This window comes from Candidatus Methylomirabilota bacterium (assembly GCA_036001065.1).
Taxonomy (GTDB): Bacteria; Methylomirabilota; Methylomirabilia; order Rokubacteriales; family CSP1-6; genus MNEF01.
Genome location: DASYUQ010000123.1, coordinates 1 through 12,210, shown reverse-complemented (window position 1 = coordinate 12,210; position 12,210 = coordinate 1). Strand labels below are relative to the sequence as shown.

The window sequence follows — 12,210 nt, the reverse complement described above, 5'->3', positions numbered from 1 at the left end:
CACTCAGCCAAGGAGACAAGAGCGATGAACCGAGTCCTGTCCGTGGGAGTTCTGGTCGCCGTCCTGGCGATGGCCGGGCCGACACCGGCGCAGCAGCCGGCGCCGATGGCGGCCGCGGTGGGCGGCAACATGAACCACGTCCCCAGCTTCGTGGGCGTGGAGAAGGGCATCTTCCTCAAGCACGGCATCGACCTGAAGCTGAAAGTCCTGAACACCGGCCAGGAGATGGCCAAGGCGCTGCAGGCGGGGGAGGCCCAGATCATCGGCTCCGCCTACTCCAACTTCCCCGTGGCCGTCGAGCGCGGGATGGGCGCCCGGGGCGTGGTGGGGCTGATGGGCGACCGCAACAGCCGGTACTCCGACGACCCCGTCAGCATCTGGACCCGGAAGGGCACGGGCATCACCAAGGTCGAGGATCTGGCCGGCCGCAAGATCGGCACGCCGGTCGGCGGCACCGCCGACGAGTACCTCGGCGTGGTCCTCAAGCGCAAAGGGCTCTCCCGCGAGAAGGTGAACCTCCTGAACGTCCCGCCCGGCAACCTCGTGTCGGCGCTCCAGGGCGGCGGGGTGGACGCGGTCGCCTGCTGGGAGCCGTTCGGATCGCTCGTCCAGGCGCGGGTCGCGGATGCCGTGCTGGTGTCGCGCGGCGGGGGGCACATCGGCTACTACATCAACATGGCCATCCGCAACGACGTCATCGACAAGAGCCCCGAGCTGGTGGAACGCTACGTCGTCGCCATGGCCGAAGCGGCCCAGTACACGCGGCAGCATCTCGACGAGGCGGCGGAGATCGCCACCCGCTGGGTCACGGGCCTGGACGCGGCCGTCGCCAAGCAGGCCATCCGCCACATGACCTTCGATCCCCGCATCACCCCGCACACGGTGGCGGCCTGGGAGGAGAACGTCGGGATCCTGATCGAGCAGAAGAAGCTCCGGGCGGCGATCCCCTGGCAGCAGGGGATCGAGCTGCGCTTCATCGAGAAGGTGATGAAGTCGCACCCGCAGCTCTTCTCGGACCTCAAGCCGGTGCCCTGAGCCTAAGGGCGCGGCGAGCCGGCGTGCCTCCGAAGATCACGCTCCGGGGCGTCGGGCACGAGTACGTCAACCCCTTCACGCGCGAGCGGGTGGTCGCGCTCGACGGGCTCGATCTGGAGGTGCCGGAGGGCGAGTTCCTCACCGTGGTGGGCCCCAGCGGGTGCGGCAAGACGACGCTGCTCAACATCCTGGCCGGGCTCATCCCGCCCACGCGGGGGCAGATCCTGCTCGACTCCCAGCCGGTGACGGGCCCGGGCCGCGACCGCGGCGTCGTCTTCCAGGAGTTCGCCATCCTGCCGTGGCGGACGGTGGAGCGGAACATCGCCCACGGCCTCGAGATCCAGGGCGTTCCCCGGGCCGAGCGCGCCGCCGCCGTTCGGCGCTTCGTGGACCTGATCGGGCTGGCCGGCTTCGAGCAGAAGTATCCCCACGAGCTGTCCGGGGGCATGAAGCAGCGCGTCGCCGTGGCCCGGACGCTGGCCGCCAACCCTCAGGTGATGCTGATGGACGAGCCCTTCGCCGCGGTGGACGCCCAGACCCGCATCACGCTCCAGGAGGAGTTGAACGCGATCGCGCTGGCCACCCGCAAGACGATCCTCTTCGTGACCCACAACGTCGAGGAGGCCGTCTTCCTGGGCGACCGCTGCTGCATCCTGTCGCGCCGGCCCGGCCGGGTGAAGTCGCTGGTGCCGGTGAAGATCCCGCGGGAGGGACGCACGTGGAAGATGTTCACGTCCGATTCCGCCTTCGCCGCCACCAAGGAGCACGTGCTGCGGCTGGTGCGCGAAGAAGTGGGCGGCGAGGAGACGGCCTAGTGTCCGTGCCCGCGCGCCGAGCCCGGCGGGCACACGCGGCAGGGGTCGCGGGACCACGCGGCCGGCGTCCGCTGCCCCGTTGCGGCTGGGCTCCACCTCGGGACGCCAGGTCCGTCGCCGGTGGGCGGGAACGGATCCCGGCGACCCCTGCCGCGCGTGCCCGCCGGCCCCGGAGCCGCGTGCTGGACAGACTCCTGAGATGACTTCCCAGACGGAGCACTAGGTGGCGCGCTGGGAGCTCGCCGCCACCTGGATCGTCGTCCTCGCCGGCGCCCTGGGGGCGTGGAGCGTGGCGGCGGCGACGCTGCCGGTGCCCGACTACTTCCTGCCCCCGCCCTCGGCGGTCCTGACGGCGGCCGCCGATCTGGTCACCAAGGGCATCCTGCCCGTCTACGTGGCGGAAAGCCTGCGGCGAATTCTGCTGGCGGCCGTGCTCGGCCTGCTGGTGGGCGTCCCCGCCGGGCTCGTGCTGGGGCTCAGCCGCCGGGTGGCGGACTTCTTCTACCCGCTGCTGAACTTCTTCCAGTCGGTCTCGGGCATCGCCTGGCTACCGCTGATGCTGGTGTGGTTCGGGTTCGGCGAGCGGACCATCCTGATCGCGGTCAACTACACGGTGCTGTTCCCGGTCATCTTCAACGTCCTGCTGGGGGTGCGGAGCGTGCCGCGCATCTACGTGAGCGCGCTGCGGACCCTGGGGGCCTCCCGCTGGCGGATCGTGCGCGACGTGCTGATCCCCGGCGCGCTGCCGAGCATCGCCACCGGCATGCGTCTGGGCCTGGCCTTCGGCTGGCGGGCGCTGATCGCCGCCGAGATGCTGGTGGGGGCCAACGGTCTGGGCTTCATGATCTTCAACGCCCAGAACTTCCACCTCACCGCCCGCATCATGCTCGGGATGGCCATCATCGGGCTGCTGTGGCTGCTCCTCGACTACTTCGTGCTGCGCCCGCTGGAGCAGGCGACGTTCGCGCGGTGGGGCCTCGTGCAGCGATGACGCGCGCCGCCACCGCGGCCCGGGGCGCGTTGCCCTTCGCCACCCTCGTCGTCGCCTGGGCCCTGCTGACGCGGGCGGGCGTGGTGCCGGCGCTCTTCCTGCCGCCACCCGGCGACGTCGCGCGGACGGCCTGGGAGATGCTCGGCGACGGCTCCCTCTGGATCAACATCGGCGCCAGCCTGGGCCGCGTGCTGATCGGCGTGGCCGTGAGCCTGCCGCTGGCGGTGGGCCTCGGCGTCGCGGTAGGGCTGAGCCGGCGGCTGGCCCACGTGGTGGAGCCGATCGTGGGCTTCTTCAACGCGCTGTCGGGGATCGCTTGGCTGCCCCTGGCCATCACCTGGTTCGGCCTGGGCTGGACCAGCGTGACGTTCATCATGTTTAACACGATCTTCTTCCTCGTGTTCTTCAACACCCTGGTCGGCGTGCGCACCGTGCCGAAGATCTTCGAGAACGCGGTGCTGACGCTGGGCGGCTCGCGCCGGCACGTCATCTTCCACGTCCTGATCCCCGGCGCCCTGCCCAGCATCGTCACCGGGGTTCGCATGAGCATCGGCTTCGGCTGGCGCGCGGTCATCGCCGCCGAGATGATCGCCACCAGCACCGGGCTCGGGTTCCTCATCTACAACGCCGCCAACTTCCACCAGACCGACGCGATCCTGGTCGGGATCCTGACGATCGGCGTCCTCTGGCTCGCCACCGACCGCCTGGTCCTGCAGCCCCTGGAGCGCCGCACGATCGAGCGCTGGGGCCTGGTGTCCACGACGCCGTGATCGCGGTGCCGCGCCGCACGCTGGCGTTCCTCCTCGTCGTCGCCGCGCTGTGGGGCGCCGGCGAGGCCTTCGTCCGCCTCACGGCGCCCGGACGGATCGATGCCGCCCTCGCGCGCGCGCTGGACCGGGAGGCCCTGGTGAACATCGTGGTCACGCTCCCGTTCGTGCCCGAGGACTTCCACATCCGGCTGTTCCAGGGCTACGGCGTGGTGAGCGGGGTGCGGGGCACCTCCGTGCTGATCAACCGCGTCCGCGCGGACGACGTCTGGCGGATCGCGCGCCATTACTGGGTGCGGCGGATCGCGCCCCAGTGATGGGCCCGGCGGGCCTGCGCTACACGCGGTACCACTGATGGCCCCGGCGGGCCTGCGCTACACGCAGTACCACAATCAACCGGCCGCGAGCCCGCTCCACCGGTGGCTCACCGAGATGTGGGCGGCCGTCGGCGCCGAGACCGGGGGCCGCTTCGAGGTCGAGACCTGCGCGCAGAACAACGGGATCCCCGGCGGCGATCCCGCCGCGCTCCAGCTCCTGCTGGCCGGCGAGCTCCACTTCTTCACACTGATGGGCGGCCTCATCGGGGCCGTGGTGCCGGTCGCCGAGATGCAGGGCCTGCCCTTCGCCTTCCGGAGCCACGCGCACGTGTTCGCGGTCATGGACGGCGCGTTCGGCGACTACCTCCGCGGGGAGATGGCCGCCCGGGGTCTCTGGGCACTTCCCCGCGCGACCTTCGAGAACGGCTTCCGCCAGATCTCCACGCGCACGCGCCCCATCCGCGACGCCGACGACCTCGTCGGCCTCACCATCCGGACGCCCGCCGGGAGGCTCTTCATCGACTTCTTCGAGTCCCTGGGGGCCAAGCCCAGGGCCATCAACCTCAACCAGCTCTACGGGGCCCTGCAGGCGGGCGTCGTCGAGGCCCAGGAGAATCCGCTCGTCGTCATCGAGTTCAACCGGCTGTGGGAGGTCCAGCGCTACGTGAGCGTCACCAACCACATGTGGTCCGGATTCAACCTCCTGGCGAACCTGGCGGCCTGGAAGGCGATCCCTCAGGACGTGCGGGTGGTCATCGAGCGCACGGCGGCGCAGTACGCGATCCGGCAGCGCCGCGACACCGACGCGCTCAACCTCGCGCTCGCCGAGCGGCTGGCCCGGCGGGGCATGGTCTTCAACGAGGCCGACGCGGCGAGCTTCCGCCCCCGGCTCGGCCCCTTCTACGCCCGCTGGAAGACGGTCTTCGGGACCAGGGCGTGGAGCCTGCTGGAGGCCCACGCGGGACCGCTGGGCTGATACCTCAAAAATCGCTGGCACAAATCCAGCCCCGGCAACCAACGTGCCGCATGCAGCCTCCTGGTTCATCGCCAGGAGGTTGTCGTGCTTACGTGCCCCCGGATCTTGAACGCGTGCCCGACGCCGGCACGCCCTTGGCGGGCTTCCCTGTGATAGCCGAGGACGGCGTCGGGCGCCAGTCGACTAGCTACGAGAAGAAAGTCGACCGGACTCTTCGCGGCCGTTTCTCCCGGGCCGGCGACGAAGAACACCCCTCGCTTCACCCGCCCGATCCTGCCAGCGCGCAGATAGCGGCCCAGGTGCGAATCGACGGTCTGGCTCGAAGCCTTCCGCCCGTCAGCCACCGCGCGGGCGAACTCCTCCCGAGTGAAGACGGGATGAACCGAAAAGAAGTCCAAGGGCTTCACTTGATGATGTCCTCCATAACCGCCAATATTTAGCCAGTTATGGAGGTAACTATCAAGTACGCCTCGGAACCCGGCTACCGGGACCGGGCTGAGCCAGGCCGGTGGCGCCCGGCATCACGGACCTGGTGTCCTGGCGTCCGGGGCGTCGCTCGCCAGAAGACGGTCGCACCACGCCTCGATCGCCTGGCGCATCTCGATCGGACACTCGGTGGGGATCCAGTGCCGGGCCTCGAGCATCCGCGTTTCGCACCGCGGGAGGTCCGCGAGGATCCGGGCGGTCACCGCGGGATCGCCGAACCGCCCACCGCGCGAGAGCAGCGCCAGCGCGGGCGTCCGGATGACGCTGAGGTCGGGCAGCGGTTCCGTCAGTGCGAGGAGGCCGGCCAGATACACCGCCGTCGGCGCGGACTTTAGATCTTCCAGCGGCGAGCCGTAGCGGGCTTCGGGGAACGCCTCGGGCCCCGCGGCGGCGATGGCCGCCCGGGCGTCGCGGTCGAGCTGCTGGAGGTCGAGCGTCTCCAGGCGTCGCCGGTGCAGGCCGAGCGTATTGAAGCCGCGAACCAGTTGCACCAGCGCAGCCATCAGCGGGCGGAGCCGCGTGGCCCGGCGCAGGGAACCCGTCAGCGCCTGGCGGAACATCGGCTCGATCAGCACCAGGCCTAGGGTCGCCGCGGGGTAGCGGGCCGCGAAGTGGAGCGCCACGTTCGCCCCCAGGCAGTGCCCTACCAGTACCGCCCGCGGCGGCCCCTCGGCATCGAGGATCGCCGCCAGGTCCCGGCACCACTCGTCGAGCCCCACGCGGCCCCGATAGAGCGAGCCCCCGAACCCCCGGAGATCCAACCTCAGGAGGTCCCAGGATTCGCGGAGCCGCGTCGTCGCCACGAACTCGGCCCAGCGCGTGAGGTTGCTGGCGAGTCCGTGTATCAGGACGATCAGCCGACGCGGCCGGCCCGGCCGCCAGAGCCGGTAGGCCAGCGTCGCGCCATCGGGCCTCAGGAGGGTACGCGCGATCTCCAAGGGCGGGCGGCGAGTCCCAGGTTCACTCCCGCTCGTTTTCGGGCGTGATCGGCAGCGTGACGGCCCGCTTGCGCCGGGCCGAGAGGTCCAGCGCCTTGGTCAGCGTCAGGCGGTCGTGGGCCTCGGCGGCAGTGGCGTGGGGCGTCGGGTGGCCCAGGGCCACGCGCGAGAGCCAGGCGTTGGTCTCCTCGCGCATCGGGCCCCACAGCTCGCCGAGGGCGATGTCGCCGGGAGGGTAGCTCCCGAGGAAGTCGACGTGCCGGGTGGCGTCGGGCGTGTAGCCTGCCGGCTGGGCGATGGTCGTGGCCATCACGACGTCGCGGTGGGTATCGTCGATGGTGAGCACGCCCTCCGTTCCCACGATGCCGATCTCCAGGCTGTAGACGGAGCCCGGCCACACGACCGGCAGGGCCCAGGAGATGTTCAGGTGATAGAGCGTGCCGTCGGCCATCGTGATGACGCCGGCGGTGGCGTCGATGCCCCGGTAGGTCGGGCCGAGAACTCTGTCCACCGAGCGCGCGTACACTTCCACCGGCCGCTTGCCTTCCAGCAGCCACATCACGACGTCGAGCGCGTGGGTGCCCGAGATCACCATCGGGGAGATCGTCTCGGGCTTGTCCGTCCGCCGGTAGTTGTCGATCGCCACCAGCCGGTTCATGAAGGCTCGTGAGGTCACGAGGGTGACGTCGCCGAGCTGGCCCGTCCGCACCTTCTCCTTGGCCACCAGGAAGCGCCGCCGAAAGCGCTGGGTGTAGCCGACGACGGCGTCGATCCCCGCCTGTTCGATGGCCCGGAGCACGCGGGCGGACTCGGCGAGCTCGGTGGCCAAGGGCTTCTCGATCATGAGGGGGAGCCGCCGCTCGACCGCGGCGAGGATAGGATCGACGTGCAGGTGCTCGTCCGTCGCGATCACGGCCGCGGTGATCTCCGGCCGCCCCAGCAGCTCCCGATAGTCGGTGGTGACGAAGTCGGCGCCGAGCCGGGCGGCAACCTCCTTGGCACGATCCGCCTTCACCTCGGCGATGCCGATCCATCCCACGCTGGGATGCCTGGCGGCGATCTCGCCCCGGATCAGCCCGATCCGCCCCGCTCCCACGATGCCGAGCCCGATCGTCCCGGCCCCCGGCTTGGGTCCCATGACCTGCGCCTCCTTGGCGCTCGCGCGCTCAGACCCCATCGAGGGGGAGGCTGACCGGCGCGTGACGCTCGGCCGAGAGGTCGGCGGCCAGCGTCACCTCCATCACCTGCCGCGCCTGCTCGGGCGTCACCAGCAGCGGGCGGTCGAGGGCGACCGCCTCGATGAAGTGGACCGTCTCGGCCTCCATGGGGCCCTGATAGACGTGACGGACCTGCTCGCCGGGCATCGTGGAGAGCGGCAGTACCATGCCCTTCTGCATCGTGTTGAGCACGATGTCGCGGTGGCTGTCGTCGATGAGCAACGCGCCTTCGGTCGCCACGAACTCGATCGTCGCCACGGAGAAGTGCGGGTATCCCGGCGGCAGCGCCCACCCGGCGCCGATGGTGAAGACGGTGCCGTCGTCCATGGTGACGACGATCCACTGGCAGTCGGGCACGCCGTGCTCGTGCTCCATGATGCGGAAGACCGCCTCGGAGTAGACGCGCACCGGGCGGGCGGGCAGGAGGCACCAGAGGATGAAGTCGAGATCGTGGGTGGCCTCCATCACCGCGGGGGACAGCCGCACGCGCCCGCCGATCTTGTGCCCGATCGAGCGCGACACGTTCCGGCTCACCAGCGCGGTGACCGGCCGGCCCAGGGTGCCGTCCTCCAGGCACTTCTTGACGTAGGCGTACTTGGGGTTGAAGCGCTGCGTGTAGCCGATGGTGAGCTTGAGGTTGGCCGCGCGGGCCAGCTTCATGAGCTCGTCGGCCTCCTTCAGCTCGAGGCCCATGGGCTTCTCGAGGAAGGTGTGCTTGCGGGCCAGCAGGCAGTCCCGCGTGAACGGGTAATGGGTCGTCTCGGGCGTGGTGGACACGATGATGGCGTCGATCTCCCGGCGGCGGAGCAGCTCGCGGTAGTCGGTGGTCGCGGTGCGGGCGCCCGTCTCCTTGGCCACGCGCGCGAGCTTCGCCTCGTCGATCTCGGCCAGGTGCAGGCTCTCCACCAGCGGGTGCGCCGCGCACACCTTGGCCCTGATCTCGCCGATCCACCCCGTCCCGATGATCCCGATCTGGATGCGCTTCATGCGGTCCGGTCCTCCTGGGAGTCGGCGCGCTCCCGGCGCGCCGCGCTGCCGCACTCTACCCGATGTCGGTAGTGCCGGCAATGCCGCGGCCAGCCCGTTGCGTTCGACGCGGCCAGCGACTAATGTTGTCGCCACTTCGGCTAGGAGGGCCACCATGTTGAGATACCGGATGTCCGTGCTCCTGGCGGTCGCGCTGGCGCTGATCGGCGTCCCCGCCGCCGCGTCGGCCCAGGAGTTCCCCACGAAGCCCATCGAGCTGGTGATCCCGTTCGGTCCCGGCGGCTCACACGACCTGACGGCGCGGGCCGTGGCCAGCGTGGCCCACCAGTACCTCGGCCAGCCGCTGCTGGTCGTGCTCAAGCCGGGCGGCGGGGGTGCCGTCGGCTCCCAGCACGTCATCCGGTCGAAGCCGGACGGCTATACGCTGCTGTTTGGCGGCAGCGGTCCCAACACCACCTTCGCCCTCGTGCAAAAGGCGCCCGTCGGCCCCGATCAGTTCACGCCGGTGGCGCGGATCAACTACAGCGCGCCGCTCCTGGCGGTCCGGGCCGACGCGCCCTGGAAGTCGCTCCGCGAGCTCGTCGACCACGCGAAGAAGAATCCGGGCAAGCTCAACTTCGCCAACAGCGGGCCGTGGGGCGCCGCCGACCTGCCCATGCGCATGCTCGCCAAGGCGGCTGGCTTCGAGTACAACAACATCCCGCACGACGGCGGCGGGCCGTCCATGCTGGCCGTCCTCGGCGGCCACGCCGACGCGACGTTCGGCTTCACCGCCCAGCTGGTGCCCCAGATCGCGGCGGGGAAGATGCGGGTCCTCGCCGTCACCGACGTCAAGCGGCATCCCGACCTCCCGAACGTCCCCACGGTGAAAGAGGAGGGGTACGACGTCGTCTTCACCATGTGGCGGTCGGTGCTGGCACCGAAGGGCACCCCGCAGGCGATTCTCGACAAGCTCGAGACCGCCTTCAAGAAGCTCAGCGAGGATCGATCCTTCAAGGCCCTGATCAAGAGCCTCGGCGACGAGGTGCACTTCCAAGGGGGCAAGGACTTCGAGAAGACCTGGGCCGATGAGTGGGAGCAGCATTCCAGGGTAGCCTCCGGCGCCAAGTAGGCCGCTCCTTCTGATGGCCAGACGCGACGCGGTCGCGGCGGCGGCGCTGCTGCTCTTCGCCGTCGTCGCGGCCTTCGAGTCCGCGCGGCTCCTGCCCTTCGGCGTCGTCCGGAACCCCGGGCCCGGCTTCTTCCCCTGGTGGATGAGCCTGGCCCTGGGGTTTCTCGCGCTCGTGCTCCTCGGCCTGTCGCTGCTGGTGCGTGCGGCGCCCCAGCTCGACGAGCAGCGGGGCCGTTTCCTCAAGGTCGCGGGCGTCCTCGCCGTCCTCGCCCTCTATTCTCTCGCCCTGGACGTGATCGGCTACCCGATCGCCACCTTCTTCTTCGTGCTCTTCATGCTCCGGGTGACCGAGCCCCAGCGCTGGCCGCTGGCGCTGGGGATGGCGCTGCTCGCCGCCGGCGGATCGTACGTGGTCTTCGCGGTCTGGCTCGACGTGCCGCTGCCCGCCGGCCTCTTCGCGCGCTGACCGGCATGGACATCCTGGGCAGCCTGGCCCAAGGGTTCGCGGTCGCCGCCACGCCGATCAACCTGCTCTACTGCTTCCTCGGCGCGCTGATCGGCACGGCGATCGGCGTGCTGCCCGGGCTCGGCCCCCCGGCGACGATCGCGCTCCTCCTGCCCGTCACCTACGGCATCGCGCCGACGTCAGCCGTCATCCTGCTGGCGGGCATCTTCTATGGCGCCATGTACGGAGGCTCGACGACGTCGATCCTGCTCAACATTCCGGGTGAGGCGGCGTCGGTCGTCACCTGCCTCGACGGCTACCAGATGGCCCGCCAGGGGCGGGCCGGCGCCGCGCTGGCCGTCTCCGCCATCGGTTCGTTCGTGGCCGGCACCCTCGGCATCATCGGGCTCATGCTGCTGGCGCCGCCGCTCGCCAACTTCGCGCTCAAGTTCGGAGCGACCGAGAACACCGCGCTGCTGGTGCTGGGGCTCATGATGGTCGGCTATCTCGGCGGGGGCTCGATGACCAAGGGCCTTCTGATGGCCGCCCTGGGGCTCCTGCTCGGCACCGTGGGGCTCGACCCGATCGTGGGCAGCCCCCGGTTCACCTACGGGGTCTTCAAGCTCGCGGAGGGCTTCCAGTTCATCCTGGTCGCGATGGGCCTCTTCGGGATCGGCGAGGTGCTCGTGAACGTCGAGCGCTCGATCAAGCCGGAGGTCCTCCAGACGAAGATCAAGGGGTTGCTGGGGAGCCGGGAGGAGTGGCGGCAGGCGACGGCGCCGCTCGCGCGCGGCTCCCTGCTCGGGTTCCTGATCGGGGTGCTGCCCGGCGGGGGCGCCATCATCTCGTCGTTCATTTCCTACGCGCTCGAGAAGAGGCTCTCGCGGCATCCCGAGCGCTTCGGGCGGGGCGCCATCGAGGGTGTGGCCGCGCCGGAGGCGGCCAACAACGCGGCCGCCACCAGCTCGTTCATCCCGCTCCTGACCCTCGGCATCCCCGGTAACGCGTCGATCGCCCTCATCTTCGCCGCGCTCCTGATCCACGGCATCCGGCCGGGGCCGCTGCTCATCCAGGAGCGGCCGGAGATCTTCTGGGGCCTGATCGCCTCGATGTACCTCGGCAACGCGATGCTGCTGGTCCTCAACCTGCCGCTGATCCGGCTCTGGGTGAAGCTGCTCCAGGTCCCGTACCCGCTGCTGGCGCCGTTCATCGTCGTCTTCGTGCTGGTGGGCGCCTACAGCGTCAACAACAGCGCGACCGACGTCGGCTTCACCGTGATCTTCGGGCTCCTCGGGTACCTGATGCGAAAGTTCGAGTTCGAGCCGGCGCCGCTGGTGCTGGCCATGATCCTGGGGCCGCAGCTGGAGGCCTCGCTCCGCCGGTCGCTGATCTATTCGCGCGGCGATCTGCTGGTGTTCTTCGAACGCCCCATCTCGGCGACGCTGCTCGCGCTGGCACTCCTGATGGTGCTTTCGCCCTTGATCCGCCGGCTGCTCCAGCGCAAGTTCTGGGAGATCGTGGGGCCGGTGCCGGAGAAATGATCGCCGTTCGAGCGCCGGCTTGGCCGGCGTCATCGATGCCTGGGGGAGGTTTCGGAGGGAGCCGTCGAGGCCCCCTCCGACGAAGATCGTGGGGCCGGTTGAGAGGCCCGAATGACCGCACGTGTGGTACAAGCGGATTCGAGCGCCGGCTTGGCCGGCGCAATCGGAGCCCGCAGGGAGGTATCGGAGGGGGCGTCGCGCCCCCTCCGATGAGGTTGATCGGCGCGATCCTTGGGGGGAGGGTTCGGAAGGGGGGCAAAGCCCCCCTCCGAGTGAAGACATGGCGAACTTCGGCACCGTCGGCGTCGACTGGCAACAGCGCATCAACTGGGATCGGCTGAGGAAGTACCGGCTGGAGCGCGCCCGGGAGCGGATGAAGGCCCACGGGCTGGGGGCGCTGCTCCTCATGTACGACGAGAACGTCCGCTACGTCACCAGCACGCTCACCCCGGGCTGGAACCGGCTCAAGCCGGGCCTGCGCTACGCGCTCCTGTGCGGGGACGGCGCCCCGGTCCTCTTCGAGCAAGGGGACATCGGCTTCCAGATCCAGCGCCACGCCCCCTGGATCCCCGAGGAGAACGTCC

At 70.1% G+C, this 12,210-nt stretch carries 14 protein-coding genes; 11 read left to right on the top strand and 3 right to left on the bottom strand.

Annotated features, from left to right (window positions below):
• Positions 1-24 precede the first annotated feature (24 nt).
• The 7 genes from VGV13_11820 to VGV13_11790 all read left to right on the top strand — a co-directional run bounded on the left by VGV13_11820 (position 25) and on the right by VGV13_11790 (position 5,341).
• Positions 25-1,035 carry an ABC transporter substrate-binding protein gene (locus tag VGV13_11820; GenBank protein HEV8641777.1) on the top strand — a complete coding sequence of 337 codons (1,011 nt, stop codon included), beginning with the start codon at positions 25-27 and terminating at the stop codon, positions 1,033-1,035.
• Positions 1,036-1,058: 23 nt separating this feature from the next.
• Positions 1,059-1,850, top strand: a complete 792-nt coding sequence (locus VGV13_11815; GenBank protein HEV8641776.1) for an ABC transporter ATP-binding protein — start codon at positions 1,059-1,061, stop codon at positions 1,848-1,850.
• A 223-nt stretch (positions 1,851-2,073) separates the two neighbouring features.
• Positions 2,074-2,841 carry an ABC transporter permease gene (locus VGV13_11810; GenBank protein ID HEV8641775.1) on the top strand — a complete coding sequence of 256 codons (768 nt, stop codon included), beginning with the start codon at positions 2,074-2,076 and terminating at the stop codon, positions 2,839-2,841.
• Positions 2,838-3,611 carry an ABC transporter permease gene (locus VGV13_11805; protein HEV8641774.1) on the top strand — a complete coding sequence of 258 codons (774 nt, stop codon included), beginning with the start codon at positions 2,838-2,840 and terminating at the stop codon, positions 3,609-3,611. Before VGV13_11810 ends, VGV13_11805 begins: the two co-directional genes overlap by 4 nt.
• On the top strand, positions 3,608-3,925 hold the full coding sequence (locus VGV13_11800; GenBank protein ID HEV8641773.1) for a hypothetical protein: 318 nt from the start codon (positions 3,608-3,610) through the stop codon (positions 3,923-3,925). The genes VGV13_11805 and VGV13_11800 overlap by 4 nt, the downstream gene beginning before the upstream one ends.
• A gap of 37 nt (positions 3,926-3,962) precedes the next feature.
• Positions 3,963-4,901 (top strand): TRAP transporter substrate-binding protein, encoded by a 939-nt coding sequence (locus VGV13_11795; GenBank protein ID HEV8641772.1) that lies wholly within the window; start codon positions 3,963-3,965, stop codon positions 4,899-4,901.
• Positions 4,902-5,014: 113 nt separating this feature from the next.
• On the top strand, positions 5,015-5,341 hold the full coding sequence (locus tag VGV13_11790; protein ID HEV8641771.1) for a hypothetical protein: 327 nt from the start codon (positions 5,015-5,017) through the stop codon (positions 5,339-5,341).
• Between the two features lie 81 nt (positions 5,342-5,422).
• Here VGV13_11790 and VGV13_11785 read toward each other — a convergent pair whose 3' ends face one another.
• Genes VGV13_11785 through VGV13_11775 form a run of 3 tightly spaced genes read right to left on the bottom strand, consistent with a single transcriptional unit; the run spans position 5,423 to position 8,529 of the window.
• Entirely contained in the window at positions 5,423-6,325 is a 903-nt protein-coding gene (locus VGV13_11785; GenBank protein ID HEV8641770.1) for an alpha/beta hydrolase, read from the bottom strand.
• A 22-nt stretch (positions 6,326-6,347) separates the two neighbouring features.
• Positions 6,348-7,463 (bottom strand): Gfo/Idh/MocA family oxidoreductase, encoded by a 1,116-nt coding sequence (locus tag VGV13_11780; GenBank protein HEV8641769.1) that lies wholly within the window; start codon positions 7,461-7,463, stop codon positions 6,348-6,350.
• Positions 7,464-7,491: 28 nt separating this feature from the next.
• Entirely contained in the window at positions 7,492-8,529 is a 1,038-nt protein-coding gene (locus tag VGV13_11775) for a Gfo/Idh/MocA family oxidoreductase (GenBank protein HEV8641768.1), read from the bottom strand.
• A 154-nt stretch (positions 8,530-8,683) separates the two neighbouring features.
• On the opposite strand from VGV13_11775, the gene VGV13_11770 reads away from it, so the two are divergent.
• The 4 genes from VGV13_11770 to VGV13_11755 all read left to right on the top strand — a co-directional run.
• Positions 8,684-9,640 carry a tripartite tricarboxylate transporter substrate binding protein gene (locus VGV13_11770; GenBank protein HEV8641767.1) on the top strand — a complete coding sequence of 319 codons (957 nt, stop codon included), beginning with the start codon at positions 8,684-8,686 and terminating at the stop codon, positions 9,638-9,640.
• 13 nt (positions 9,641-9,653) lie between these two features.
• Positions 9,654-10,106 carry a tripartite tricarboxylate transporter TctB family protein gene (locus VGV13_11765; GenBank protein HEV8641766.1) on the top strand — a complete coding sequence of 151 codons (453 nt, stop codon included), beginning with the start codon at positions 9,654-9,656 and terminating at the stop codon, positions 10,104-10,106.
• A gap of 5 nt (positions 10,107-10,111) precedes the next feature.
• Positions 10,112-11,626: a tripartite tricarboxylate transporter permease gene (locus VGV13_11760; protein ID HEV8641765.1), complete on the top strand. Its 1,515-nt coding sequence runs from the start codon at positions 10,112-10,114 to the stop codon at positions 11,624-11,626.
• A 280-nt stretch (positions 11,627-11,906) separates the two neighbouring features.
• The coding region (locus VGV13_11755; GenBank protein HEV8641764.1) for an aminopeptidase P family N-terminal domain-containing protein at positions 11,907-12,210 on the top strand (304 nt) is incomplete at its 3' end.